This is a genomic window from Paraburkholderia unamae, from assembly GCF_003096875.1.
GTDB classification, from domain to species: Bacteria; Pseudomonadota; Gammaproteobacteria; order Burkholderiales; family Burkholderiaceae; genus Paraburkholderia; species Paraburkholderia unamae.
Genome location: NZ_QEOB01000001.1, coordinates 624792 through 650446 on the forward strand (window position 1 = coordinate 624792; position 25655 = coordinate 650446).

The 25655-nt window shown below is 65.7% G+C and carries 21 protein-coding genes; 12 read left to right on the plus strand and 9 right to left on the minus strand.

Annotated features, from left to right (window positions below; translation table 11 throughout):
• Positions 1 to 78: 78 nt before the first annotated feature.
• The 9 genes from hprK to kdsD all read right to left on the minus strand — a co-directional run bounded on the left by hprK (position 79) and on the right by kdsD (position 8028).
• Entirely contained in the window at positions 79 to 1047 is a 969-nt protein-coding gene (hprK, locus tag C7402_RS02840) for an HPr(Ser) kinase/phosphatase (protein WP_028201859.1), read from the minus strand.
• A 175-nt stretch (positions 1048 to 1222) separates the two neighbouring features.
• Positions 1223 to 1744, minus strand: a complete 522-nt coding sequence (gene ptsN / locus C7402_RS02845) for a PTS IIA-like nitrogen regulatory protein PtsN (RefSeq protein WP_181565583.1) — start codon at positions 1742 to 1744, stop codon at positions 1223 to 1225.
• 290 nt (positions 1745 to 2034) lie between these two features.
• Positions 2035 to 2391, minus strand: coding sequence for a ribosome hibernation-promoting factor, HPF/YfiA family (hpf, locus tag C7402_RS02850; protein WP_112172035.1), 357 nt, complete (start codon positions 2389 to 2391; stop codon positions 2035 to 2037).
• 173 nt (positions 2392 to 2564) lie between these two features.
• A complete protein-coding gene (locus C7402_RS02855; protein ID WP_112172034.1) occupies positions 2565 to 4082 on the minus strand; it encodes an RNA polymerase factor sigma-54 in 1518 nt (505 codons plus the stop codon).
• Between the two features lie 303 nt (positions 4083 to 4385).
• The gene (gene lptB / locus C7402_RS02860; protein ID WP_112172127.1) at positions 4386 to 5168 is read right to left on the minus strand and encodes an LPS export ABC transporter ATP-binding protein; all 783 of its coding nucleotides are present in this window, start codon (positions 5166 to 5168) and stop codon (positions 4386 to 4388) included.
• Between the two features lie 5 nt (positions 5169 to 5173).
• On the minus strand, positions 5174 to 5860 hold the full coding sequence (gene lptA, locus C7402_RS02865) for a lipopolysaccharide transport periplasmic protein LptA (RefSeq protein WP_112172033.1): 687 nt from the start codon (positions 5858 to 5860) through the stop codon (positions 5174 to 5176).
• A 31-nt stretch (positions 5861 to 5891) separates the two neighbouring features.
• On the minus strand, positions 5892 to 6491 hold the full coding sequence (lptC, locus tag C7402_RS02870) for an LPS export ABC transporter periplasmic protein LptC (RefSeq protein WP_112172032.1): 600 nt from the start codon (positions 6489 to 6491) through the stop codon (positions 5892 to 5894).
• Positions 6488 to 7042: a KdsC family phosphatase gene (locus C7402_RS02875; protein ID WP_112172031.1), complete on the minus strand. Its 555-nt coding sequence runs from the start codon at positions 7040 to 7042 to the stop codon at positions 6488 to 6490. The genes lptC and C7402_RS02875 overlap by 4 nt, the downstream gene beginning before the upstream one ends.
• Positions 7042 to 8028, minus strand: coding sequence for an arabinose 5-phosphate isomerase KdsD (gene kdsD, locus C7402_RS02880; protein WP_112172030.1), 987 nt, complete (start codon positions 8026 to 8028; stop codon positions 7042 to 7044). The genes C7402_RS02875 and kdsD overlap by 1 nt, the downstream gene beginning before the upstream one ends.
• A 242-nt stretch (positions 8029 to 8270) precedes the next feature.
• On the opposite strand from kdsD, the gene C7402_RS02885 reads away from it, so the two are divergent.
• From C7402_RS02885 to C7402_RS02940, 12 genes are all read left to right on the plus strand, one after another.
• Positions 8271 to 10280, plus strand: a complete 2010-nt coding sequence (locus C7402_RS02885) for a monovalent cation:proton antiporter family protein (RefSeq protein WP_116609542.1) — start codon at positions 8271 to 8273, stop codon at positions 10278 to 10280.
• A gap of 97 nt (positions 10281 to 10377) precedes the next feature.
• The gene (locus C7402_RS02890; protein WP_112172028.1) at positions 10378 to 10944 is read left to right on the plus strand and encodes an adenine phosphoribosyltransferase; all 567 of its coding nucleotides are present in this window, start codon (positions 10378 to 10380) and stop codon (positions 10942 to 10944) included.
• Positions 10945 to 10986: 42 nt separating this feature from the next.
• A complete protein-coding gene (locus C7402_RS02895) occupies positions 10987 to 11601 on the plus strand; it encodes a LysE family translocator (protein ID WP_112172027.1) in 615 nt (204 codons plus the stop codon).
• An 18-nt stretch (positions 11602 to 11619) separates the two neighbouring features.
• Positions 11620 to 12477 (plus strand): NUDIX hydrolase, encoded by an 858-nt coding sequence (locus C7402_RS02900; RefSeq protein WP_116609543.1) that lies wholly within the window; start codon positions 11620 to 11622, stop codon positions 12475 to 12477.
• 76 nt (positions 12478 to 12553) lie between these two features.
• A complete protein-coding gene (gene purU / locus C7402_RS02905; RefSeq protein WP_112172025.1) occupies positions 12554 to 13423 on the plus strand; it encodes a formyltetrahydrofolate deformylase in 870 nt (289 codons plus the stop codon).
• Positions 13424 to 13694: 271 nt separating this feature from the next.
• Positions 13695 to 15011 carry an MFS transporter gene (locus tag C7402_RS02910; RefSeq protein ID WP_116609544.1) on the plus strand — a complete coding sequence of 439 codons (1317 nt, stop codon included), beginning with the start codon at positions 13695 to 13697 and terminating at the stop codon, positions 15009 to 15011.
• 45 nt (positions 15012 to 15056) lie between these two features.
• On the plus strand, positions 15057 to 16451 hold the full coding sequence (locus C7402_RS02915; RefSeq protein ID WP_116609545.1) for a NarK family nitrate/nitrite MFS transporter: 1395 nt from the start codon (positions 15057 to 15059) through the stop codon (positions 16449 to 16451).
• Between the two features lie 214 nt (positions 16452 to 16665).
• Entirely contained in the window at positions 16666 to 20397 is a 3732-nt protein-coding gene (locus C7402_RS02920; RefSeq protein WP_116609546.1) for a nitrate reductase subunit alpha, read from the plus strand.
• Positions 20394 to 21947, plus strand: a complete 1554-nt coding sequence (gene narH, locus C7402_RS02925; RefSeq protein WP_116609547.1) for a nitrate reductase subunit beta — start codon at positions 20394 to 20396, stop codon at positions 21945 to 21947. The genes C7402_RS02920 and narH overlap by 4 nt, the downstream gene beginning before the upstream one ends.
• A 17-nt stretch (positions 21948 to 21964) precedes the next feature.
• Positions 21965 to 22651 (plus strand): nitrate reductase molybdenum cofactor assembly chaperone, encoded by a 687-nt coding sequence (gene narJ / locus C7402_RS02930; protein ID WP_116609548.1) that lies wholly within the window; start codon positions 21965 to 21967, stop codon positions 22649 to 22651.
• Positions 22648 to 23331, plus strand: a complete 684-nt coding sequence (narI, locus tag C7402_RS02935) for a respiratory nitrate reductase subunit gamma (protein ID WP_112172019.1) — start codon at positions 22648 to 22650, stop codon at positions 23329 to 23331. Before narJ ends, narI begins: the two co-directional genes overlap by 4 nt.
• A 290-nt stretch (positions 23332 to 23621) precedes the next feature.
• Entirely contained in the window at positions 23622 to 25622 is a 2001-nt protein-coding gene (locus tag C7402_RS02940) for a type IV pili methyl-accepting chemotaxis transducer N-terminal domain-containing protein (RefSeq protein ID WP_116609549.1), read from the plus strand.
• The last annotated feature ends 33 nt before the right edge of the window (positions 25623 to 25655 follow it).

The window sequence follows — 25655 nt, forward strand, 5'->3', positions numbered from 1 at the left end:
CGGCTTGCGTCGCAGGCGCGCAGGGCGCGCCCATCGTGCGTGTTGGCGTGCCCAGCGTGCGGCGCGCGCGCGGCGGCGTCAGATCAGCTTGCCGGGAAACTGGCTGTCGGGGTCCTGCATGGCGAGGCGCTGGCGGTCCATGAAGTCGCGCAGCGTGTCGATGCCGCGCAGTTGCAGGATCGTGTTACGCACGGCGGCCTCGACCAGCACGGCGAGGTTGCGGCCCGCGGCCACCTGGATCGTGACTTTGCTGATGGGCAGGCCGAGCACGTCCACGGTCTGGCTCTCCAGCGGCAGGCGCTGGAACTCGCCGTCCGGGCGGCGCACCAGTTGCACGATGAGCTTGAGCTTCATCTTCCGGCGCACGGCCGTTTCACCGAAGATCGTCTTGATGTCGAGCAGACCCAGGCCCCGCACTTCGAGCAGATTCTGCAAGAGCGGCGGGCAGCGGCCTTCGACGAAATCGGGCCCGAGGCGCACGAAGTCCACCGCGTCGTCGGCCACGAGGCCGTGGCCGCGGCTGATCAGCTCCAGCCCCAGTTCGCTCTTGCCGAGGCCCGAGTCGCCCGTGAGCAAGACGCCCATGCCGAGAATGTCGAGGAACACGCCGTGCAGCGTCGCGCGCGGCGCGAGGATGCGCGACATGTAGAGGCGCAGGCTGTCGATGACGGTGGCCGCCGACATCGGCGTGGTGAAGAGCGGCGTGGACGAACGCGTGCAACGCAGCACCAGTTCGGGCGGCGCGGTCATGCCGTCTGCGACCACGAGGAAGGGCGGTTCGAGCGCGATCAGCTCGGCCATGTGGCGCGAGCGGTCTTCGTCGGTCTGTCGCTGGTAGTAGTGGATCTCGGCGTCGCCGAGCACCTGGATGCGGTTCGGGTGGATGAGGTTCAAGTGGCCGACGAGGTCCGCGCTCGCCGTGGCCGTGGCCACCGTTTCCGTCGAAAAGCCGCGTTCCCAGCCTTCGTGCCCCGTCAACCAGCTGAGTTTCAGCGTGGTGGCGTTGTCGTCGAAGATGCTTTGGGCGTTGATGCTGGAAGTGTCCATGAGTCGCTGACTCCGCGAGAGGGCTCGCTTAACTGCCGGCTTAACTGCTGGCTAAATAACCTTCGTAACCTGCATGATCTGCGCGAAATTTGCCTGCCCGATGGTGCGAACGCGCGCCTGCGCCCGTGCCGGCGCGACCGCGCGCAAGCGGCCGGGCACGACGCCGCGCATTACATCAAGGTTGCCACTGGGTGAGCAGGCGATGCAACGTTTCGCGGTCCTCTTCCGTGTGCAGCCGCTCGCGCGTTTCGCGATCCGACAACAGTTGTGCGATTTCGGAGAGGATTTCAAGGTGCTGCTGCGTGGCCTGTTCGGGCACGAGCAGGAAGATGAGCAGCGAGACGGGCTGGCCGTCCGGCGCTTCGAAGGCGATCGGCTCGGCGAGGCGCACGAAGGCGGCCAGCGGCTGCTTCAGGCCCTTGATGCGGCCGTGAGGAATGGCGACGCCTTCGCCGAGGCCCGTGGAGCCGAGGCGCTCGCGAGCGAAAAGATTGTCCGTAACCGTGCTGCGGGCGATGCCGTTCTGGTTTTCGAAGATCAGGCCAGCCTGCTCGAACACGCGTTTCTTGCTGGTAACGGACAGGCCGACGACGACGTTCTCGATGGGAAGTATTTTGGCTAAACGATTCATGTTGGCAGGCGAAAACGTGGCCTGAATGCTCCTCACCCCAGCCACTCCCCGCTTCGCGGGGCGCATTGGATCAGGCGACGAAGCCCGGTGCCGGGACCGTGGGGCCCGATGGTGCGTGGGATCCCAAAAACGACTGGACCATTATAGAACAAGCGTCCGTGCCGATGGTGCGATGCGCCATGCATAAGCGCAACCCGTGTTCCCCGGTTGCACCGCCGCCGCGCTGAGCCGCAGTCGACACCATCCAAAGTTGCGCACACTCATGAAAAAGCCGCCCGGTTCGGGCGGCTTGCTTCACGGGCGGAGGATGAACTATCGACTCCAGCCCTGCTTCATGGCGTGGATCGCCACGAGGCTCATTGCGGCGGGACCTCGATCACGGGCGCGGGCTGATGCTTGATCGCATCGTGCTGATGCCCCTGCACGCGGTCCTTGTGACGCACGACCTGGCGGTCCAGCTTGTCGACCACGAGGTCGATGGCGGCATACATGTCGCCGTTCGCGCTCTCCACAAAAATATCCTTGCCTTTCAGATGAAGGTTCACTTCAACCTTCTGTCTCTTATCCTTTTCCTTATGGTTGTCGACCGAGAGGACCACATTGCCATCGATTACCTGATCGAAATGTCTTAGCACCCTGTCCAGTTTGGTGATCACGTATTCTCGCAACGCTGGCGTTACTTCGAGATGGTGTCCACTGATCTTCAGATTCATAGTGCTTCTCCAGGCTAATGGCCGCGTGACGCGTGAAGTGCGGCAATGCCGGTCGACTCTCTGCCTGCGCGCGGCTCCCCGAAAGGCCTGCGACGACGGGCTAGCTCGGCCGGCCATGTCCACCAACGGGCGTAGCGGCCGGAAAACGCTTGCTCCGTAAAAGCCGGAACAAGCTAAAGAGACTTGCGCAGATTGACCGCCGGAATCTTCAGCGCTTCACGATACTTCGCGACGGTGCGTCGCGCGACGACGAAGCCCTGTTCCGCCAGCAGTTCGGCTATGCGGCTGTCCGAAAGAGGAGATTTGGGGTTCTCGGCTCCTATGAGTTGCTTGATGAGGGCGCGGATGGCGGTGGACGATGCAGCGCCCCCCGTGTCCGTCGATACATGCGATCCGAAGAAGTACTTAAATTCAAGTGTCCCGAACGGAGTCAGCATGTATTTGCCGGTTGTCACACGCGAGACAGTTGATTCGTGTAGGCCCAGCGTATCAGCAATCTCCCTCAAAACCAAGGGGCGCATGGCGATTTCGCCGTGCACGAAAAAGTTCTTCTGACGCTCGACGATAGCCTGCGCCACGCGCAGGATCGTCTCGAAGCGCTGCTGGATGTTCTTGATGAGCCAGCGCGCTTCCTGCAACTGCTGGCGCAGCGATCCGCTGCCCGGGTCGCCCCGGTTGTTGCGCAAAATATTCGCGTACAGATGGTTGATGCGCAGCTTCGGCACCACTTCCGGGTTCAGCTCCGCGTGCCAGTTCTGGCCGCTTCGCTTCACGATGATGTCCGGCACCACGTAATCGGCTTCGGCCTTACCGTATGACGCACCCGGGAACGGTTCCAGCGAGCGGATCAGCGTATGCGCGTCGCGCAGCTCGTCGTCGCCCGTCTTCAGTTGCTTGCGCAACCGCGTGAAGTCGCGTGCGGCGAGCAGTTCCAGATGGTTCGACACGATCTCGAGCGCGAGCGTGCGCGTTGGCGACGAATTGACGCGCAGCAGTTGCAGCTTGAGGCACTCGGAAGCCGAGCGCGCGCCGACGCCTGCGGGGTCGAAGCTGTGCAAAAGCGCGAGCGCCGCGTTCAGCTCGTCGCCGTCGACTTCGAGTTCCTCAGGAATATCGGCAAGAATTTCCTCACAGGTCGCGCTGAGGTAGCCGTCTTCGTCGAGCGATTCGATGAGGAACGTGATCAGTGCGCGATCGCGCAGGCTCGCGTTCGTCTCGCGCAACTGCGCCATCAGGTGATCGCGCAGCGTGGTGGTCGATTCGTGGATCTGGAGCGGCGGCAGGTCGTCGTCGTCGGAGGCGTTGCCCGAGCGGCCATAGTCGTCGAGGTTCCACTGGCTCGCGTCGCCGTTCGCGTCGCCGCCGAGGCCGTCGTATTCGTCCACGCCGCGCGGCTCGCTTTCGCCGTTCTCGCTGCTGCCGTTGGCCGAGGTAGTGGACGTGCTTCCGCCCTGCATCGGCTCGGCGCCCGCGGAGGCGGGCGGTTGCGCGATGAGCGAACCGTCGGCGGCCACGCGCAGCGGGCTCGCGATCCAGTCGTCCTCGTTCTCGAGCAACGGGTTCTGCGCGATCGCCGTGGCGACCTCCTGTTGCAGTTCGAGCGTCGACAGCTGAAGCAGCCGGATGGACTGTTGCAGTTGTGGCGTGAGCGCAAGATGCTGCGAGAGGCGGAGTTGGAGGCTGGCTTTCATGGCGGTGTGCGAACCATTGTAAAGAGTTTGCCACGCGGACGAAACCACGGGACATTCGCGAATACGAGCGTGTGCCGTGTCGCGACGCGCCCCGAATTTGGTGCGCAAACAGGATTGCCGTGCACCCGTCATGGACAAGGTCGATACAGCGGGATTACACAGGAAAAACCCAGGAAAAAGCCGGAAAACGCGGGAAAAATGCGCGCAAGCGTGAGCATGCGCGCTGCGGCTCGCTCACGTTCCGTGAGCGCCGCGGGGACAGCCGTGAACGATGGGCGGGCGCGCGAGGCGCGCCCCTGGGACTTACATGCGGAAGTGCTCGCCGAGATAGACGCGGCGCACGCTTTCGTTTTCGATGATGTCGCCGGGTGCACCGGCCGCGAGCACGGTGCCGTCGCTGATGATGTACGCGTGGTCGCAAATGCCGAGCGTCTCGCGCACGTTGTGGTCCGTGATCAGCACGCCGATGTTGCGCTGCTTGAGGAACTTCACGATCTTCTGGATTTCCAGCACGGCGATCGGGTCGACGCCCGCGAACGGCTCGTCGAGCAGGATGAAGCTCGGGTCGGTGGCCAGCGCGCGCGCGATTTCGACACGACGGCGCTCGCCGCCAGACAGCGAAAGCGCGGGATTTTCGCGCAAATGCGAGATCTGCAACTCGTCGAGCAGCGCCTCGGCGCGCGAGGTGATGACGTCTTTCGACAGACGTTTGCCGTTGCCGTCCACCTGAAGCTCGAGCACCGCGCGGATGTTCTCCTCGACGGTGAGCTTGCGGAATACCGAGGCTTCCTGCGGCAGATACGACAGGCCGAGCGCCGCGCGCTTGTGAATGGGCAAGAGGCTGATGGACTGGCCGTCGAGGTCGATCTCGCCGGCGTCGAGCGGGACGAGCCCCACGATCATGTAGAACGAGGTGGTCTTGCCGGCGCCGTTGGGGCCGAGCAGGCCGACCACTTCGCCGCTTTTCACGTCGAGCGAAACGTCCTTGACGACCGTGCGCGAGCCATAGCGCTTCTTCAGGTTGCGCACGACGAGCGAGCTTGTCTTGCCGGCGAGCTGGCGGCCGTGGCTTTGGGGTGCGGTGATGGTGTTCACTGTTGCGGCGCTCCCTTCAGCGTAGAGGACGGAGCGAGCGTGGCCGGCGCGCCGGTGAGTCCCGCTGCGCCCGTGTTGCGCGGCGCAAGCATCGCGCGCACGCGGCCGCCGGGGTTGCCGGGGCCGGCGACATCCTTGCCCGAGCGCGCGGTGTAGAAGTCGTTCTGGCCGTCGTACGTGACCACGCTGCCGTGGACCTGATCCATCACCGTCGAGGTGCCCTGGAGGCGGCGCACCGTGGCGCGGGTCGTGAGCGTGGTGAGGTCCTGCTTGCCGTCGTAGTCGATGCGCTCGGCCGTGCCGTCGACGAATTCGTCGAGTCCTTCGCGCTTCTGGCGGAAATAGGCGAGCTTGTCGTCGGGCGTGCCCGGCGCAACGGTGCCGGTCGCGTACTGGTAGCCCTGCGGGTCCTGCGTGACGACGAGCTTGTCGGCCTTGATGAGGATCGTGCCCTTGGTGGCGACCACGTGGCCGGTGAAGACGGTCTGCTGCTTCAGGTCGTCATAGGTCATGTTGTCCGCTTCGATATTGAGCGGCTTGTCCTTGTCGGCGCGCTCGGCGTGGGCCGCGGGCGCGAGGCCGCCGAGCAGCAGCGCGGCGGCGAGCGCCGGCAGCGCCGCGAAAAGGGCGCGGCGCGCGTTGAGCGAACGGCCGTTCAGAGGACGGGGAAGCGAATCGTTCATGCAATCATGCCTTGCGTGGACGGCCCGGCGTTCAGGACGAGCCGCCGGAGTCAGCCGGGGCGATCGCGCCTCGGACGTTGCCGAAGAGCTGGATGACCCGGGTAACGTTGTTGTAGTTCATGCCGCTGGTGGCCGTCATGACCGACTGGCCGCGTCGAAGTTTAACCGGCTTTTCAGTCAGGATCACATCGTCGTTCACGAGCACTTTGAAATGTTCGGAATCGGCTTGCATTTCCGGGTCGCCTGCACCAGCCGAGCGCACGATGCGCGCGTTGTCGTACAGATTGACGATCGAGGCGTCGGCGTTGACCGTGCCGCGCAAGCCCGTGGCCGTCACGATCGGCTTGCCGGGCTGGAACGCGCGCACGGCCGGGTTCGTGAGGTCGCTGTTCTCGTCGTCCTCGTAGTGAACCATGTGCGTGGCCGTGAGCCGGTACTGCGTGGCGCCGGACTGGTCGAGCTCGGACACCGAGAAGTTATCGGCGAAATAATCGGGCGAGTGCGTGAGCGGACGCGGCGCCGCCTCTTTCTCGCGCGGCTGGACGGCCTGTAGCAGCCACCACGTGAAGCCGGCGAGCGCGGCCACGCAAAAGAGCGGCACGAGCGAAGTGAGGCGGAACTTCTGGTTCATCGCGGCATCCCGGCAAGCGGCGCGCAGGCCGCGGCGAGCAGGGCGTCGTAATGGTTCTGCGCCCGCAGGATCAGGTCGGTGACTTCACGCACGGCGCCGTGGCCGCCCACCTTGTCGGACACCCAGTGGGCGCGCGAGAGCACGTCCGGGTGGGCGTTCGAGGGCGCGGCGGCGAAGCCGCACTGGAGCATCACGCCGAGGTCGGGCCAGTCGTCGCCCATGTAGCCGCACGCCTCGGGCGCGATGCCCGTTTGCGAGAGCAGCTCGGCGAACGCCACGCGCTTGTCCTCCACGCCTTGCCACAGGTGCGTGATCTTCAGCTCCTTCGCGCGCACGGCGACGATTTCCGAGCGGCGGCCGGTGATGATGGCCGTGTCGATGCCCGCTTCGCGCAGGAGCTTGGCGCCGTGGCCGTCGAGCGAGTTGAACGCCTTCATCGTGTCGCCCGCGCCGGTGAACAGCAGCCCGCCGTCGGTGAGCACACCGTCGATGTCGAAAATCATGAGCCGCACGCGCGCCGCGCGCGCGGTTGCGTCGAGTGGGGTAGCCATCAGATCACCTTCTTGGAGAACAGGTCGTGCATGTTGAGCGCGCCGATCAGCATGCCCTCGGTATCGACGACCAGCATCTGATTGATGCGATGGCGCTCCATGAGTTCCACGGCTTCGACGGCGAGCTGGTCCGGACCGATGGTGCGCGGGCCCTTCGTCATGACTTGCGTGATCGGCAGGTCGCGGAAATCGCCCGCGCGCTCGAGCACGCGGCGCAGGTCGCCGTCGGTGAAAATGCCTTGCACGCGGTTCTCCGCGCTGACGATCGCCGTCATGCCCATGCGCTTGGCCGTGAGCTGGAAGAGGGCGTCGCGCACGGTGACGTCGTCGCGCACCTTCGGGATCTCGTCGCCCGTGCGCATCACGTCGCGCACGTAAGTGAGCAGACGCCGGCCGAGCGCGCCGCCCGGATGCGAGCGCGCGAAGTCGTCCGCGCCGAAGCCGCGCGCGTCGAGCACGGCGACCGCGAGCGCGTCCGAAAGCGCGAGCGCCGCCGTGGTGCTCGCGGTGGGCGCGAGGTTCAGCGGGCAGGCTTCCTTCTCGACGCCTGCGTCCAGATGCACGTCGGAGAGCTGGCCGAGCGTCGATTGCGGGCGATTGCCCGTGATGCCGATGAGCTTCGCGCCAATGCGCTTGACGAGCGGCAGGATGGCGACGAGCTCTTCCGACTCGCCGGAGTTCGACAGGCCGATGAAGACGTCGTCAGCAGTGACCATGCCGAGGTCGCCGTGGCTCGCTTCGGCCGGATGCACGAAGAAGGCGGGCGTGCCGGTGGAGGCGAGCGTAGCCGCGAGCTTGCGGGCAATGTGGCCCGATTTGCCGATGCCGGAAACGACCACGCGTCCACGGCAACTGAGGATGAGATCGACCGCGCCGACGAAGTTGTCGTCGAGCCGGTCGCGAAGTCCGCGCACGGCGTCGGCTTCGATGTCGAGCACGTCGCGAGCGAGCTTCAGCGCCCGATCGCCATTGATTTTCGCTATCATTCGCGGAGTATAACAAAGGCGTCTGTGCGCCGCGCCGACGCCCCCTGCGCGAAAACCTCGTGCACGGACCGCGAGGCGCGGCCTCGCAGTTTCCTGTAGCTCCCCGTGGTTCCCCGTAGATTCTCCCTGGCACTTCCCATCAAGCCGCCTTTGCATCGATCATTGACCCGGACTGGGACAGGATCGGCGCGGGTGAATAATTGCATCGCCGGTCACGCTGACGAACGAGGACGTTTCACACGATGATTTCCCCGCTGGAAATGACGCTGTTCCTGCTGCTCGCCTCGGTGGTTGGCGTCGTGCTGTTTCGGTATCTGAATCTGCCGCCCATGCTCGGCTATCTCACGGTCGGCATTCTGGTGGGCCCGCGCGCGCTCGGCATCGTGCCGGACACGCACGGCGCGCAGAACCTGGCCGAGTTCGGCGTCGTGTTCCTGATGTTCTCGATCGGGCTCGAATTCTCGCTGTCCAAGCTGCGCGCGATGCGCCACGCCGTGTTCGGCCTCGGGCTCTCGCAGGTGCTGGGCACGATTCTGGTGGCGCTGCTGCTCGGGCTCGTGCTGGAGCCGTGGGTGCATATCACGTGGCAGGCGTGCGTGGCGCTGGGCGGCGCGCTCGCCATGTCGTCCACGGCCATCGTGAGCAAGATGCTCTCCGAGCGGCTCGAAATCGAATCGGAGCACGGCCGCAACATTCTCGGCGTGCTGCTGTTCCAGGATCTGGCCGTGGTGCCGCTGCTCATCGTGATCGCCGCGTTCGGCGGCTCGTCGAGGTCGCTGCTCGAATCGCTCGGCACGGCCGCCGTGAAGATCGTGCTCGCGCTCGGCATCCTGCTCTTTGTCGGCCAGAAGTTCATGACGCGCTGGTTCAACGTGGTCGCGCGCCGGCGCTCGCAGGAGCTGTTCGTGCTCAACGTGCTGCTCGTCACGCTGGGCGCGGCGTTCATCACCGACAAGTTCGGCCTGTCGCTTGCGCTCGGCGCGTTCATCGCGGGCATGCTGATCGCCGAAACGCCGTACCGGCACCAGGTGGAGGAGGACATCAAGCCGTTTCGCGACGTGCTGCTCGGCCTCTTCTTCGTGACCACGGGCATGCTGCTCAATCCGCACGTGATCTGGCAGCACCCGGTCATGGTCGGGGCGTTCGTGGTCGGCCCGGTCGTGCTCAAGGCCGTGCTCATCACGGCGCTCACACGCCTTTTTGGCGCGTCGCCGGGCGTGGCCATGCGCACGGGTCTCGGCCTTGCGCAGGCCGGCGAATTCGGCTTCGTGCTGTTGAACCTCATTCTCGACAAGCATCTCGTCGACCCCACATTGCTCCAGGCGATTCTCGCCGCCATGCTGCTTTCCATGCTGGCCGCGCCGTTCCTGATCCAGAACGCCGATCGCATCGTGCTGCGCCTTTCCTCGACGGAATGGATGCAGCAGTCGCTGATGATGACGCGCATCGCCACGCAAAGCATCAAGCAAAGCGGCCACGTGATCGTGTGCGGCTACGGCCGGGCGGGGCAGAACCTCGCGCGCATGCTCGAATACGAAGGCCTCTCGTATGTCGCGCTCGACCTCGACCCCGACCGCGTGGCGGCGGCGGCGGCGGCGGGCGAGTCGGTGGTGTTCGGCGACGCCGCGCGGCGCGAGTCGCTCGTGGCGGCGGGCATCCATCGCGCGGCGGCCGTGGCGATCACGTACGCCAACACGCAGTCGGCGTTTCGCGTGCTCCACCACATTCACGAACTGGAGCCCACGCTGCCCGTGATCGTGCGCACCGTGGACGACTCCGATCTCGAACGCCTGCTCGCCGCGGGCGCGACCGAGGTGATTCCGGAGATCGTGGAAGGCAGCCTGATGCTCGCTTCGCACATGCTGGTGGTGATGGGCGTGCCGATGCGCCGCGTGGTGCGGCGCGTGGAGGAGCTGCGCGACGAGCGCTACAGCCTTTTGCGCGGCTACTTCCACGGCACCGACGATGCAGGCGAGGACGGTCACGAGCAGGTGCGGCTACAATCCGTACCGGTTGACGAGCGCGCCGACGCCGTGGGCCGCACGCTCGCGGAACTGGGTCTTTACGACCTCGGCGTGGAGGTCACGGCGATCCGCCGCCACGGCATTCGCGGCGTGGAGCCGGACCCGTCGACCAAGCTGCGCGAGGCCGACATTGTCGTGCTGCGCGGCTTGCCGGAGCAGCTCGCACAGGCCGAGGAACGGCTTTCGCGGCACCGCAAGCCCGGCGCCGCCGGCGCGGCGGCGGCCTGAGGCGTGCGGGCGAGCGCACCTTGAAAATCCGCTTGCGGGGTCCCGCCCCGTTTATGCGTTCTACTGTTCTTTATTCTTGTCACGACCCGGAGAAATCATGTCCAACGCACCCGCGAGCCCGAGCGCCGAAGCCGCCCAGTTCGTGAAAAGCCTGATCCGCACGGTGCCCGACTGGCCTCAGCCGGGAGTGCAGTTCCGCGACATCACCCCGCTCATCGGCGACCCGAAGGGCCTGCGCGTGCTGATCGACCTGTTCGTCGAGCGCTACGTGGACGCGAAGCTCGACTACGTGGCGGGGCTGGATGCGCGCGGCTTCATCATCGGGCCGATCGTTGCCTATGAACTGAACGTGGGCTTCATTCCGATCCGCAAGATCGGCAAGCTGCCGTACAAGACGGTGTCCGAGACCTACAAGCTCGAATACGGCGAAGCGACCGTCGAGATTCACGAAGACGCCTGCGGCAAGGGCGACCGTGTCGTGATCGTGGACGACCTGATCGCCACCGGCGGCACCATGATGGCCGGCAAGCTGCTGCTGGAGCGCCTCGGCGCGAGCGTGGTGGAGGGCGCGGCGATCATCGATCTGCCGGACCTGGGCGGCTCGAAGCTGCTCACCGATGCAGGGCTGCCGCTTTTCACCGTGACCGCTTTCGGCGGTCACTGAGCACCGCTGAATTCCGAACGCATACCGCCACGAGTCGATCTCATGCCGAATTTCGCGCTCTTTCTCGCCACCTCCATCGCCATCACGTTCGCGCCCGGCCCTGACAACCTCCAGGTGCTCGCGCGCGGCATCTCGCAGGGCCGCGCGGCCGGCCTCGTCGCCGCGCTCGGCTTTGCCGCGGGCGTGACGTTCCACATCACGCTCGCCGCACTCGGCGTGGCCGCCGTGCTGCGCTCCTCGCCGCTCGCGTTCCAGATCCTCAAGCTCGCGGGCGCGGCGTACCTCGTGTGGATCGGCGTGAAGGCGCTGAGGAGCCAGGGTCTCGCCGCAGCGGGCGAGCGGCCGCGCCAGGCGCTTTCCGCGATTTTTCGCCAGAGCGTGCTCGGCAACATCATGAATCCGAAGGTGACGCTTTTCTTCGTGGTGTTCCTGCCGCAGTTCGTGGATGCGCATGGCGCGCACAGCGTCACGCTGCAAATGCTCGAACTCGGCCTCGTGTTCATGGCGCAGACGGTCGTGGTGTTCTCGATCTTCGGGCTGTGCGCGGGCACGATCGGCGGCTGGCTCAAGCGCCGCCCGCGTGCGGGCGTGTGGCTCGATCGTCTCGCCGGTTTCACCTTCATTGCCATCGGCATTCGCATCGCCCTGCGCGACTGACCTACGGAGTCCTGACCGATGACCTTGCCTTGCATTACCGACGCGCGGCGCTTCGACGTCGGCGCGCATCTGCCGTTTCATATCGGCGACGAGCGCGTGGGCTGGATCCGCGAAAATGACGTGGCGCTGCTCGCGCGCTGGCCCGATGTGTTCGAGATCGACGGCGACGCGGACAACGCGCGCGTCACGCTCGCGCCGCACTTCGACAACGTCGCGGCGCGCAGCGCGGCGCTCGGCTCGGTGATCGGCGCGCTCGCCGCGGAAGGCCGCATTCCGGGCTGGCGCAACGAAACCTACGCGATCCGAAACGCATTCGACGCGACGCCGCTGGCCTATATCGAGCGCGCGGCGTCGCGCTTCTTCGGCACGATGACGTACGCGGTGCATCTGAACGGCGTCGTAGAATATGCGGAACGCGCGCCGCAGTTGTGGATCGCGCGGCGCAGCGACACCAAGGCCACCGACCCCGGCATGCTGGATAACGTCGTGGCGGGCGGCATCGGCTGGGGCTTCGGCATCGAGGCCACGCTCGTGAAGGAGTGCTGGGAAGAGGCGGGCATTGCCGCCGATCTGGCGCGCGAGGCGCGCGCGGGCCGCACGGTGCACGTGCTTCAGTCGCTGCCGGAAGGCACCCAGGCCGAGCAGATTTTCGTCTACGATCTCGCGCTGCCGGCCGATTTCGTGCCTCACAACCAGGACGGCGAAGTCGGCGAGCATCGCCTCGCGCGCATCGACGAAACCGCGCGCTGGATCGAGGAAGGCGCCATGACGGTGGACGCGAGCCTCGCGACGCTCGACTGCCTGCTGCGCCGCCAATGGATTGACGAAGACGCGTGCGAGGGCATTGCCGCGATCTTCGAACCGCCGACGCTGTGAAAGGGCGCCGGTTTTTTAAAGCCCAAACCAAAGCCCTTTTAGAAACACCAAAGTATTGACGGGAGTTACCAAGGTCATGTCGACCGATCACAGCTTCATCCTCAAACTGTCGTGCGCCGACCGGCCGGGCATCGTGCATGCCGTGTCGGGTTTTCTGTTCGAGCGCGGCAGCAACATTCTCGATTCGGCCCAGTTCGGCGACAGCCACACGGGCGAGTTCTTCATGCGCGTGCACTTCCAGCAAGTGGGCGGCGATCCGGGTCTCGAAGGCTTGCGCAGCGCGTTCGCGCCGCTCGCGCAGGAGTTCGGCATGCGCTGGGAGCTGCACGATGCGAACGTGAAGCCGCGCGTCGTCATCATGGTCTCGAAGATCGGCCATTGCCTGAACGACCTGCTGTTCCGCTATCGCACCGGCCAGTTGCCCATCGAGATTCCGGCGATCATCTCGAACCACAAAGACTTCTATCAGCTCGCCGCGAGCTACAACGTTCCGTTCCATCACTTCCCGCTGCTCGGCGGCACGGCGGCCGACAAAGCCGCGCAGGAAGCGCGCGTGCTCGAAGTGGTGAACCGCGAAGGCGCTGACCTCGTGGTGCTCGCGCGCTACATGCAGATCCTCTCGACGCAACTGTGCGACGCGCTCGAAGGCCGCGCGATCAACATCCATCACTCGTTCCTGCCGAGCTTCAAGGGCGCGAAGCCGTACTACCAGGCGTTCGACCGCGGCGTGAAGCTGATTGGCGCAACGGCGCACTACGTGACGTCGGATCTCGACGAGGGTCCGATCATCGAGCAGGAAGTGGAGCGCGTGGATCACAACATGACGCCCGACCAGCTCACCGCCATCGGCCGCGACGTGGAGTGCGTGACGCTCGCGCGCGCGGTGAAGTGGCATGTGGAGCATCGCATCGTGCTCAACGGGCACAAGACGGTGGTGTTCCGCTGATTTCGCTTTGGTCTTGCGCTGATCTATCGTTGATCAGGTGCGACACCGTGCCGTAGCGTGTTGTGTGACACGCTACGGCTTTTCGAAATATTCTTGTTGTTCTCCCGCGCATTCGCGTACCCGCGTTTTTCCCGTGCGCACCGCCTCATACCCCCGTACTACTCCTTAAGGCCTAGCGGCGCATCGTCGCGCACTCCCTGCGGAGAATAGTCCTTACCTTCCCCGTTTCCTACGCTTGTCACGTCAACAAGACGAGCGAGAGGAAACACCCATGAAAGCCGCCCCATCCCCACAGGCGGAGCCCGTGCCGGATAGCCGCGCGTGGCGCGTGCTCACCTCGAGCACATTTGCATTCACGATCTGCTTTGCCGTCTGGATGATGTTCGCGATCCTCGGCATTCCCCTCAAGAAGCAGCTTCATCTCACCGATACGGAATTCGGCCTGATCGCCGCGATGCCGGTGCTCACCGGTTCGCTCGCGCGCGTGCCGCTCGGCATCTGGACCGACCGCTACGGCGGGCGCGTCGTGTTCTTCATCACCATGCTTGCGACGATCGTGCCGATCTGGCTCGTCTCGTACGCGACGCAACTGTGGCAATTCCTCGTGCTCGGACTGTTCGTGGGTTTCGCGGGCGCCTCGTTCTCGGTGGGCACGCCCTATGTGGCGCGCTGGTTCCCGAAGTCGCGCCAGGGCTTCGCTATGGGCGTTTTCGGCGCGGGCAACTCGGGCGCCGCGCTCAACAAGTTCGTGGCGCCGGTGCTGATCGTGGCGGCCGGCACGTGGACCATCGTGCCGAAGGTCTACGCGGTCGCGATGCTCGTCACCGCGTTGCTGTTCTGGGTGTTCTCCGCGAGCAACCCCGCGCACCGCGTGTCGGGCTCGACGAGCGTGGCGGCCCAGATGCGCGTGCTCGCCGACCCGCGCGTGATGCGCTATGCGCAGTACTACTCGGTGGTGTTCGGCGGCTATGTCGGCCTTTCGCTGTGGATGCCGCAGTACTACGTGAACCAGTACGGCTTCGGCATCGAGCAGGCCGCGTTTCTCGCCGCGTGCTTCTCGCTGCCCGGCGGCGTGCTGCGCGCGCTTGGCGGCTGGCTCTCCGACCGCTACGGCGCGTATCGCACGACGTGGGCCGTGATGTGGGTCGCGCTCGCCTGCTTCTTCCTGCTGAGCTACCCGCCGACCGACTTCACGATCCACGGCGCGCACGGCCCGCTCGGCCTGCATATCAGCACGGGGCCGGTGTTCTACACAGTGCTGATGTTCATCGTCGGCATTGCGATGGCGGTGGGCAAGGCTTCCGTCTTCAAGTTCATCGGCGACGACTACACCGACAACATCGGCGCGGTCTCGGGCGTGGTGGGGCTGGCGGGCGGTCTCGCGGGCTTCATCCTGCCGATCCTGTTCGGCTTCCTCGTGGACCTGACGGGCGTGCGCACCACCTGCTTCATGCTGATGTTCGGCGCGACGGTGGTGAGCCTGCTCTTCATGCACGTCTCGTTTCGCCCTGAAGCGCTCGCGAAACTCACGAGCAAGACCCGGCACGGCGTGGCGCCGGAGCTGAAAGAAACAACGTACTCCGAATGATCAAACTCGCGCCGCGTGTGCGGCGCCAACTGTACGAGCACAATCATGTCCAAATATCTCCTGACCCAATGGGAGCCTGAGAACGCGAAGTTCTGGCAGGCTTCCGGCGAGCAGATCGCCACCCGCAACCTGTGGATTTCGATTCCGGCGCTGATGCTGGCGTTCGTGGTGTGGTCGCTGTGGAGCGTCACGGTGGTCAACCTCGACAAGGGCGGCTTTCACTTCACAAAGAACGAGTTGTTCTGGCTCACGGCGCTGCCCGCGCTCTCCGGCGCCACGCTGCGCATTTTCTACTCGTTTCTCGTGCCGATTTTCGGCGGCCGCCGCTTCACGGCGATCTCCACGGCGAGCCTCCTGATCCCGGCCATCGGCATGGGCTTCGCGCTGCGCGATCCGTCCACGTCGTATTCCACGCTGCTCGTGCTCGCGCTGCTGTGCGGCCTGGGCGGCGCGAACTTCAGCTCGTCGATGGCGAACATCAGCTTCTTCTTCCCGAAGGCGCGCAAGGGGTTCGCCACGGGCCTCAATGCGGGCATCGGCAATCTCGGTGTTTCGGTCGTGCAGTTCGTCACGCCCATCGTGATCTCGACCGCCGTGTTCGCGGGCCTGCTCGGCGACGGCCAGACATATGTGAAGAACGGCGTCGAGCACAGCATCTGGTTGCAGAACGCGGGCTTCGTGTGGGTGCCGCTCATCATCGTTTCGTCGTTCGCCGCGTGGTTCGGCATGAACGACATTGCCGACGCGAAGGCCTCGTTCAGCGAACAGGCCGTGATTTTCCGCCGCGCGCATAACTGGATCATGTGCTTCCTCTATGTCGGCACGTTCGGCTCGTTCATCGGCTTTTCCGCGGGTCTCGCGCTGCTCACGAAGGCCGAGTTCCCCGCGATCAACCCGACCGCATGGGCCTTCCTCGGGCCGCTTGCCGGTGCGCTCACGCGTCCCGTTGGCGGCTGGATCTCGGACAAGCTCGGCGGCGCGCGCGTCACGCTCTGGACCTTCGTGGCGATGATCGTGGCGGTGATGGGCGTGATCGTGTTCCTGCCGGGCGGCACGTTCGGTGGCGCGCAGGGCAGTTTCGCGGGCTTCCTCGCGATGTTCGTGGTGCTGTTCGCGCTCACCGGCATCGGCAACGGCTCGACCTTCCGCATGATCCCCGTGATCTTTCTCACGCAGCATCAGCGCGCCGCGCAAGGCGCGGGCGCGCAGGCGCAGCACAGCGCGCTTGCCGAAGCGGGCAAGGAATCGGCTGCCGTGCTCGGCTTCGCGGGGGCAATGGGCGCATACGGCGGCTTCTTCATCCCCAAGAGCTTCGGCACCTCGCTCGACATGACCGGCTCGCCGGTTTCCGCGCTCCTGTGCTTCATCGGCTTCTATGTGGTGTGCGCACTGGTCACGTGGCTCTTCTACGCGCGCCGCAACGCGTCGATGCCTTGCTGACGCGCGAGCGTGGAGCGAACTAGTCCTTAGGGAGTAGCGCGGCGCGTTGGGACTCATCCCTTTGCGCTGCGCGAACACTCCCCTCGGTGAATGGGCAGGCCAGCGCCTGCTCGCCATACTCGGAACGACACGAGCGCCTGGCGCCACGCGTGACGAACACGCAAGCGGCGACGGGCGCGATCGATCGAATCCAGCAGCAGCCCCGGAGAACCTGATGAGTTATTTTCTGGACCGGTTGAAGTTCATGTCGCGCGTGAAGTCGACCTTCTCGAACGGTCACGGCGCGGTGGTGAACGAGGACCGCAAGTGGGAAGACGGCTATCGCAGCCGCTGGCAGCACGACAAGATCGTGCGCTCCACCCATGGCGTGAACTGCACGGGCTCGTGCTCGTGGAAGGTCTACGTGAAGAACGGCCTGATCACGTGGGAAACGCAGCAAACCGACTACCCGCGCACGCGCGCGGACCTGCCCAATCACGAACCGCGCGGCTGCCCGCGTGGCGCGTCGTATAGCTGGTATGTGTATTCGGCGCAGCGCGTGAAGTATCCGATGATCCGCGGCCGACTGATCGAAATGTGGCGCGAGGCGCGCAAGACGCTCGACCCGGTCAAGGCATGGGCCTCGATCGTCGAGGACCCGAAGAAGGCCGCGCGCTACAAGCGCGCGCGCGGTCAGGGCGGCTTCGTGCGCGCCGACTGGGACACGGCCACCGAGATCATCGCGGCGGCCAACGCCTACACCATCGGCAAGTATGGCCCGGACCGCGTGGTGGGCTTCTCGCCCATTCCGGCCATGTCGATGGTCTCGTACGCGGCGGGCGCGCGTTACCTGAGCCTGATCGGCGGGGCGTGCCTGTCGTTCTACGACTGGTATTGCGACTTGCCGCCGGCCTCGCCGCAAACGTGGGGCGAGCAGACCGACGTGCCTGAATCGGCCGACTGGTACAACTCCACGTATCTCATGGTGTGGGGCTCCAACGTGCCGCAAACGCGCACGCCCGACGCCCACTTCTACACCGAGGTCCGCTACAAGGGCACGAAAACGGTGGCGGTGTCGTCCGACTTCGGCGAGATGGTGAAGTTCGGCGACATCTGGCTCGCGCCGAAGCAGGGCACCGACGCGGCGCTCGCGCTCGCGATGGGCCACGTCGTGCTCAAGGAATTCCACGCCAGCGGTAAGTCGGCGTACTTCCGCGACTACGTGAAGCAGTACACCGACATGCCGATGCTCGTCACGCTCGCCGAGCGCGACGGCTCGCTCGTGCCGGACCAGTTCCTGCGTGCCTCGCAACTGGCCGCGAATCTCGACGAAGCGAACAACCCGCAATGGAAGACGCTCGCCATCGACTCGGCCACGGGCGACATCGTCGCGCCCAACGGCTCGATCGGTTTTCGCTGGGGCGAGGGCGAGCACGACGGGGGCAAGAAGGTGGGCCGCTGGAACCTCGAAATGAAGGACGGCGGCAGCGGTCGCGAGATCGATCCGCGGTTGTCGCTCGTCGATCAGCATGACGAAGTGGTCGAAGTGGGCTTCCCGTACTTCGGCGGCGAACAGGGCGCGCTGCTCGCGCGCCGCGTGCCCGCGAAGCGCGTGACGCTCGCCGACGGCACGCGCGCGCTGGTGGCGACCGTCTACGACTTGCAGATGGCCAACTACGGCGTCGATCAGGGGCTGGGCGGCCCGAACGTCGCGTCCTCGTATGACGAGGATGTGCCCTGCACGCCGGCATGGCAGGAAAAGCACACCACGGTGCCGCGCAAGCTCGTGATCCAGGTGGCGCGCGAATTTGCCGACAACGCCGACCGCACGCGTGGCAAGAGCATGGTGATCGTGGGCGCGGCGCTCAATCACTGGTATCACAACGACATGATCTACCGCGGCATCATCAACCTGCTGATGATGTGCGGATGTATCGGCCAGAGTGGCGGCGGATGGGCGCATTACGTGGGCCAGGAAAAGCTGCGTCCGCAGTTCGGCTGGGCGCCGCTCGCGTTCGCGCTCGACTGGTCGCGCCCGCCGCGCCAGATGAACGGCACGTCGTTCTTCTACAACCACACGAGCCAGTGGCGTCACGAGAAGGTGGGCGTCGACGAGATCCTGGGCCCGGGCGCCGACCGCGCGCGCTACAAGGGGCTCTCGATGCTCGACCTCAACGCGAAGTCCGAGCGCCTCGGCTGGCTGCCTTCGGCGCCGCAACTGGGCGCGAACCCGCTCGACGTGGTGGACGCCGCGCAGCGCGCGGGCGTGCCGCCGGTGCAGTACGCCGTCGAGCAGCTCAAGTCCGGCAAGCTCGATTTCGCCTGCGACGACCCCGACAATCCCGCGAACTTCCCGCGCAACATGTTCGTGTGGCGCTCGAACATTCTGGGCAGCTCGGGCAAGGGCCACGAATACTTCCTCAAGTATCTGCTCGGCACGCAGAACGCGCTGTTCGGCGACGAAGCCGACGCGATCAAGCCCGCCGAAGTGAAGGTGCGCGAGGCGGCCGAAGGCAAGCTCGACCTGCTCACGGTGCTCGACTTCCGCATGAGCACGACCTGCCTGTACGGCGACATCGTGCTGCCCACGGCCACGTGGTACGAGAAGGACGACCTCAACACGTCGGACATGCACCCGTTCATCCACCCGCTTTCGGAAGCGGTGCAGCCGCTCTGGGAGAGCAAGACCGACTGGGAGATCTACAAGACCATCGCGAAGAAGTTCTCGGAGATCGGCGGCGCGCACCTGGGCAAGCGCACGGACCTCGTGTGCACGCCGCTCATGCACGACACGCCGGGCGAATTGGGCCAGGCGTTCGAGCCGAAGGACTGGCGCCTTGGCGAATGCGATCTCGTACCGGGCAAGACCGCGCCCGCGATGACGGTCGTGGAGCGCGACTATCGCGAGATCTACAACAAGTTCACCTCGGTCGGGCCACTGCTGGAGAAGCTCGGCAACGGCGGCAAGGGCATTAACTGGAACACCGTGCACGAGGTGGGCGAGCTTGCACAGCTCACGGGCATCAAGCATGGCGAGGGTGAGGGCGCGGCGGCGGGCCGCCCGCGTCTGGAGACGGCCATCGACGCCGCGGAGATGATCCTCACCTTCGCGCCCGAAACCAACGGCCATGTGGCGGTGAAGGCATGGGACGCGCTGTCGAAGATCACGGGCCGCGACCACACGCATCTGGCCGAAGGCCGCGAGCACGACAAGATCCGGTTTCGCGACGTGCAGGCACAGCCACGCAAGATCATTTCCGCGCCCACGTGGTCGGGGCTCGAATCGGAAGAGGTGAGCTACAACGCGGGCTACACGAACGTGCACGAGCTGATTCCCTGGCGCACGCTCACGGGCCGTCAGCAGTTCTATCAGGATCACCGCTGGATGCTCGACTTCGGCGAGGGCTTCTGCAACTACAAGCCCGCCATCGACACGAAAACCGTTTCGCCGATGCTCGGTGCGAAGCCCAACGGCGAGCACGAACTCGTGCTGAACTGGATCACGCCGCACCAGAAGTGGGGCATCCACTCCACCTATACGGACAACCTGCGCATGCTCACGCTCTCGCGCGGCGGCCCGCACGTGTGGGTGTCGGAAGCCGAGGCGAAGGAAGCGGGTCTCGTCGATAACGACTGGGTGGAAGTGTTCAACGTGAACGGCACGCTCACCGCGCGTGTGGTGGTGAGCCAGCGCGTGCCGCGCGGCATGTGCCTCATGTATCACGCGCAGGAAAAGATCATCAACGTGCCGGGCGCGGAAACGAGCGGGATGCGCGGCGGCATTCACAACTCGGTCACGCGCACGGTGCTCAAGCCCACGCACATGATCGGCGGCTATGCGCAACTGTCGTATGGCTTCAACTACTACGGCACGGTCGGCAGCAATCGCGACGAGTACGTGATCGTGCGCAAGATGAAGAAGGTCGAGTGGCTCGAAGGCCCCATGAAGGAAGGAGCAGCATCATGAAAATCCGCGCCCAGGTGGCGATGGTCCTGAACCTCGACAAGTGCATTGGCTGCCACACGTGCTCCGTGACGTGCAAGAACGTGTGGACGTCGCGCGATGGCGTCGAGTACGCGTGGTTCAACAACGTCGAAACGAAGCCCGGCATCGGCTATCCGAAGGAATGGGAGAACCAGGACAAGTGGAACGGCGGCTGGGTGCGCAACCCGAACGGCAAGATCGCGCCGCGCCAGGGCCCGAAGCTCAAGGTGCTGGCCAACCTGTTCGCCAACCCGAACCTGCCCGGCATCGACGACTACTACGAACCGTTCACCTACGACTACGAGCATTTGCAGAACGCGCGTCTTTCGCAGACGCCGCCCACCGCGCGCCCCGTGTCGGTCATCACCGGCAAGAAGATGGACAAGATCCATTGGGGTCCTAACTGGGAAGACGACCTGGGCGGCGAGTTTGAATCGCGCAGCCGCGACAAGCTGTTCGAGAACGTGCAGAAGGAGATGTACTCGAGCTTCGAGAACACCTTCATGATGTATCTGCCGCGTTTGTGCGAGCACTGCCTGAACCCCGCGTGCGTGGCGTCGTGCCCATCGGGCTCGGTGTACAAGCGCGAAGACGACGGCATCGTGCTCGTCGATCAGGACAAGTGCCGCGGCTGGCGCATGTGCATCTCCGGTTGCCCGTACAAGAAGATGTACTTCAACTGGAAGAGCGGCAAGGCCGAGAAGTGCATCTTCTGCTATCCGCGCATCGAGGCGGGGCAGCCTACCGTGTGCTCGGAAACCTGCGTGGGCCGCATCCGTTATCTGGGCGTGATGCTCTACGACGCGGACCGCATCGGCGCGGCGGCATCGGTGGAATCGACGCAGGACCTGTACCAGTCGCAGCTCGACGTGTTCCTCGATCCGCACGATCCGGCCATCCAGGCCGAGGCGCGCCGCCAGGGCGTGCCGCAAAGCTGGCTCGACGCGGCCGCGCGCTCGCCCGTGTACCGCATGGCGGTCGACTGGAAGATCGCGTTTCCGCTGCATCCCGAGTACCGCACGCTGCCGATGGTCTGGTACGTGCCGCCGCTCTCGCCGATCCAGTCGGCGGCCGATGCGGGGCATATCGGCATGGACGGCGTGATTCCCGATGTCGCGAGCCTGCGCATTCCCATGCGCTATCTCGCCAACCTGCTCACCGCAGGCGACGAGAAGCCCGTGGTGTCCGCGCTCAACCGCATGCTGACCATGCGCGCCTACAAGCGCACGCAGACCGTGGACGGCGTGAACGACCATGCCTTGCTCGAGCGCGCGGGCCTCACGCCGGAGCAGGTGGAAGACATGTACCGCACCATGGCGATCGCGAACTACGAGGACCGCTTCGTCGTGCCGTCGTCGCACAAGGAGATGGTCGAGGACTCGTTCAACGAGAAGGGCAGTTGCGGCTTCTCGTTCGGCAACGGCTGCTCGGGCGGCGTGTCGGAAGGTTCGCTGTTCGGTGCGAAGACCGAAGGCAGCGTGGCCTACGCGGACATGCCGAAATCGCGTCGCAAGACGCCATCGCAAGCGTGAGCGGGAGGACCTCCATCATGTCGATTTATCCGGTTCTCTCCGCGTTGCTCGATTACCCCGAGCAGCCTTTGCTCGACGCGCTCGACGACATCGAGGCCATACTAGCGGCTTCCCCGCACGGCGCGTTCGCCACGCGCGAACTCGCGCCGCTCGTCGCCGCGCTGCGCGAGCGCTCGCTCATCGAGTCGCAGGAAAACTACGTGGCCACGTTCGATCGCAATCCGCGCCACTCGCTGCATCTGTTCGAGCACGTGCACGGCGAAAGCCGCGCGCGCGGCCAGGCGATGGTCGATCTGCTCGACGAATATCGCAGCCACGGCCTCGACATGGCGACCAACGAGTTGCCCGACTACGTGCCGCTCTTTCTCGAAGTGCTCGGTCTGATCGACGAGGACGACGCGAGCGCGCTGCTCGGCGAGGCGATCCACGTGCTCGCCGCGCTCGGCAATCAGCTCGAAAAGGATGAAAGCCCGTACGCGGGCATTTTCCCGGTACTGTGCGAACTGAGCGAAGTCGAGCCGCTGCCGCTCGTGGGCGCGCCCGTGCGCGACATGGACGAGGCGCTCGAACGCTTCGGCACCGGCGCGGACGGCGTCGAGCCGCTCGTGCGCTCGTTCGCCGCGAGCGCCGCTCCGCAGGTCGTTCATTTCCACCCGCGAACGGCGCACGCCGCTGCTAGCGCCTGCGTAAAGGAATCGCCATGAACACGTTCAACCCGTTTTTGTTCGGCATCTATCCCTACATTGCCGCCGCCATCTTCCTGTTCGGCAGCCTCGCGCGCTTCGAGCGCGAGCAATACACGTGGAAGGCGGACAGCTCGCAGATGCTTTATCGCGGCCATCTGCGGCTTGGCAACATCCTTTTTCACGTCGGCATTCTCGGCCTCTTCTTCGGCCATCTGTTCGGACTGCTCACGCCCGTGGCGGTGTGGGACTGGCTCGGCGTGCCGCACGCGGTCAAGCAACTGGTCGCGATGGTGGCGGGCGGCGTGATGGGTTCGATGTGCCTGGTCGGCCTTGCGATCCTGCTGCATCGGCGGCTTTCGAACGCGCGCGTCTCGGCCGTGACGCGCGTGGGCGACAAGGTGCTGCTGCTCTGGCTGCTCGTCACGCTGCTGCTCGGGCTCACGACGATCGGCGAGTCGGCAAGCCATATGGACGGCGCGATGATGGTGCGGCTCATGACCTGGGCGCAGCACATCGTCACGTTCCAGGGCGACGCCGCGAGCTACGTGGCGAGCGCGCCGCTCATCTTCCGCCTGCACCTCTTCATGGGCATGACGCTCTTCGTGATCTTCCCGTTCACGCGGCTCGTGCACGTGTGGAGCGGGTTTGCCTCGATCACCTATCTTTCGCGCGCGTGGCAACTCGTGCGCAGCCGCTGACGCGTGGTTTTCCCGGTCCTTGCGGCCGGGAACGACGGTGCCTCTGACGACCGTGGGGATCGGTCGTCGTTCGCGGGGAGCGAGCCGCGCTCGAACTCCCCGCCTTTTTTCGCGACGCGCGCATGATGAGGGCTGTGCGATGGAAATCGCCTGAACAGGCGAGTGCACTGACGCATAGTGTCGCAGTCGGCAATCGATCCCGCGACATCTCGCGCCATCTGCGATTCACCGTCAGATAATGATCGGCGTACGCCTCGCCGTTTCGGCGCCGCCGATTCCCGCTACCGGCCATGACATCCTCTCCCGATTCCGCCGCTGGTTCCACCATCGGTTCCACCACCGGTTCCACCTCGGATTCCGCTGAAAGCGCCGCCGCGCCGTTCCCGCGCCGGCTCTCTACGCGCATCGTGGTGCTGTCCACGGTCGCGCTCGCGCTCGTGCTCGCGATGATCAGCGGCACGCTCTGGCTCTCGTGGCAACTGGAAGGCGCGGGGGCCGCCATCAACGACGCGGGTAGCCTGCGCATGCGCGCCAACGCCGTGGCGATCGCGCTCTGGGAGGCCCGCACCGGCAAGCCCGCGCAGGTCGACGCCCAGATGCGCCAGCTCGACGAAACGCTGCGCGAACTGCGCGACGGCGACCCGGCGCGGCCGCTCTTTCTGCCCGCCGACGCGAATATCCACGCGCAGTTCGAGCGTGTCGCCTCGGCCTGGAGCGACGCGCTCAAGCCCGCGGCGCTGCACGACCTCGCGGCCGGCGCGGGCGAGCCTTCCACCTATATCGGGCTGCTGTCCGGTTTCGTCGACGAGGCGAACGGCCTCGTGAGCCTGATCGAGCGCGAGAACGCGCGCAAGACGGCGTGGCTGCGCATCTCGCAGGTCGCGCTGGCGGCGCTTTCGTGCGTGGGCACGGTGGCGATCGTGTATCTGCTCTACCAGTGGTTCGTCGCGCCCGTGCAGCGCTTGCAGGACGGGCTCGCACGCGTCGAGGCACGGGAGTTCCATACACGCTTGCCGGTCGACGCCGAGGACGAGTTCGGGCATCTCGCCCAGGGCTTCAACCGCATGGTCGCGGAATTGCAGGCGCTGTACCAGGACCTGGCCGCGCGCGTGGACGCCAAGACCGCACAGCTCGCGGCGCAGAACCGCGAACTCGCCACGCTCTACGAAATGGCGGCGTTCCTCAACACGCCGGGGCCGGCGGAAAGCGTGTGCCACGACTTCCTTACGCGCGTGATGCGCGAGTTCGACGCCGAGGGCGGCACGGTGCGCGTCGTCTCGCCCGACGACGGCAATCTGCATCTGCTCGTGTCCGAAGGCATGCCCGAAGCGCTCACGCTCGCCGAGCAATGCATGCCGGCGCAGGACTGCGTGTGCGGCGGCGCTTCGGCCGAGGCGCCGGTCGTGTTCGGACTGCGCGCGCCGGGCGGCGCGAGCGAGGCGAACGCCGCCTTCGCGCAGCGCTGCCTGAAGGCGGGCTTCGTGAGCGTGGCGGTTTCGGCCATCGTCGCGCAGAACGAGACGCTCGGCACGTTTTCGCTCCATTTTCGCGAGGAGCGCGAGATCTCGGCATCCGGCATCCAGTTGCTGCAAACGCTCGGCCGCCATCTCGGCGTCGCGCTGATGAACCGTCGGCTCGTGGCGCTCGGGCGCCAGCTTGCCGTCTCCGAGGAGCGCAACCTGGTCGCGCAGGGGCTGCACGACAGCATCGCGCAGGGACTGAGCTTCCTGAAGATGCAGGTGCACCTGCTCGACGGCGCGGCGGGCCGGGGCGACCTCGACGAGATTCGCGAGATCGTGCCGCTGCTCGCGGGCGGCGTGGAGGAGAGCTACGACGACGTGCGCGAGCTGCTGCTGAACTTCCGCACGAAGCTGGCGCCAGGCAAGCTGCGCCTCGCCGTGGAGGACACGGTGGCGCGTTTCAGACGCCAGTCGGACGCCGAGCTGACACTCGACTATCGCGACGAAGGCGGGCCGCCGCTGCCGCCCGATCAACAGCTTCAGGTGCTGTTCGTGCTACAGGAGGCGCTTTCGAACACGCGCAAGCATGCGGAGGCGCTGCATGTGCACGTGAGCGTCTTGAACGGGCGCGACTTCAGCCTGAGCGTGGCGGACGACGGCGTGGGCTACGATCCCGCCGAAATCGCCTCGCGCGGTGAGTCGCATGTGGGGTTTCATATCATGCACGAGCGCGCGCGCCGCCTGAGCGCCGCGCTCACGCTCGACAGCTCGCCCGGCAACGGGGCGCGCGTGGCGCTTGTGCTGCCCGCCGCGAGCCGCCTGGCCGCGTGAAGCAGGCACGGCGCACCATGACACCCATGACAC

What these genes read in the sequence shown, in the direction of transcription:
- hpf (WP_112172035.1), bottom strand. Translation starts at nt 2,391, where the DNA reads ATGAATCTGAAGATCAGTGGACACCATCTCGAAGTAACGCCAGCGTTG.
- lptC (WP_112172032.1), bottom strand. Translation starts at nt 6,491, where the DNA reads ATGAACCAGAAGTTCCGCCTCACTTCGCTCGTGCCGCTCTTTTGCGTG.
- C7402_RS02910 (WP_116609544.1), top strand. Translation starts at nt 13,695, where the DNA reads ATGAAAGCCGCCCCATCCCCACAGGCGGAGCCCGTGCCGGATAGCCGC.
- narI (WP_112172019.1), top strand. Translation starts at nt 22,648, where the DNA reads ATGAACACGTTCAACCCGTTTTTGTTCGGCATCTATCCCTACATTGCC.
- C7402_RS02890 (WP_112172028.1), top strand. Translation starts at nt 10,378, where the DNA reads ATGTCCAACGCACCCGCGAGCCCGAGCGCCGAAGCCGCCCAGTTCGTG.
- hprK (WP_028201859.1), bottom strand. Translation starts at nt 1,047, where the DNA reads ATGGACACTTCCAGCATCAACGCCCAAAGCATCTTCGACGACAACGCC.
- ptsN (WP_181565583.1), bottom strand. Translation starts at nt 1,744, where the DNA reads ATGCGCCCCGCGAAGCGGGGAGTGGCTGGGGTGAGGAGCATTCAGGCC.
- C7402_RS02940 (WP_116609549.1), top strand. Translation starts at nt 23,622, where the DNA reads ATGACATCCTCTCCCGATTCCGCCGCTGGTTCCACCATCGGTTCCACC.
- C7402_RS02920 (WP_116609546.1), top strand. Translation starts at nt 16,666, where the DNA reads ATGAGTTATTTTCTGGACCGGTTGAAGTTCATGTCGCGCGTGAAGTCG.
- C7402_RS02885 (WP_116609542.1), top strand. Translation starts at nt 8,271, where the DNA reads ATGATTTCCCCGCTGGAAATGACGCTGTTCCTGCTGCTCGCCTCGGTG.
- narJ (WP_116609548.1), top strand. Translation starts at nt 21,965, where the DNA reads ATGTCGATTTATCCGGTTCTCTCCGCGTTGCTCGATTACCCCGAGCAG.
- lptA (WP_112172033.1), bottom strand. Translation starts at nt 5,860, where the DNA reads ATGAACGATTCGCTTCCCCGTCCTCTGAACGGCCGTTCGCTCAACGCG.
- C7402_RS02915 (WP_116609545.1), top strand. Translation starts at nt 15,057, where the DNA reads ATGTCCAAATATCTCCTGACCCAATGGGAGCCTGAGAACGCGAAGTTC.
- kdsD (WP_112172030.1), bottom strand. Translation starts at nt 8,028, where the DNA reads ATGATAGCGAAAATCAATGGCGATCGGGCGCTGAAGCTCGCTCGCGAC.
- purU (WP_112172025.1), top strand. Translation starts at nt 12,554, where the DNA reads ATGTCGACCGATCACAGCTTCATCCTCAAACTGTCGTGCGCCGACCGG.
- narH (WP_116609547.1), top strand. Translation starts at nt 20,394, where the DNA reads ATGAAAATCCGCGCCCAGGTGGCGATGGTCCTGAACCTCGACAAGTGC.
- C7402_RS02900 (WP_116609543.1), top strand. Translation starts at nt 11,620, where the DNA reads ATGACCTTGCCTTGCATTACCGACGCGCGGCGCTTCGACGTCGGCGCG.
- C7402_RS02895 (WP_112172027.1), top strand. Translation starts at nt 10,987, where the DNA reads ATGCCGAATTTCGCGCTCTTTCTCGCCACCTCCATCGCCATCACGTTC.
- C7402_RS02875 (WP_112172031.1), bottom strand. Translation starts at nt 7,042, where the DNA reads ATGGCTACCCCACTCGACGCAACCGCGCGCGCGGCGCGCGTGCGGCTC.
- C7402_RS02855 (WP_112172034.1), bottom strand. Translation starts at nt 4,082, where the DNA reads ATGAAAGCCAGCCTCCAACTCCGCCTCTCGCAGCATCTTGCGCTCACG.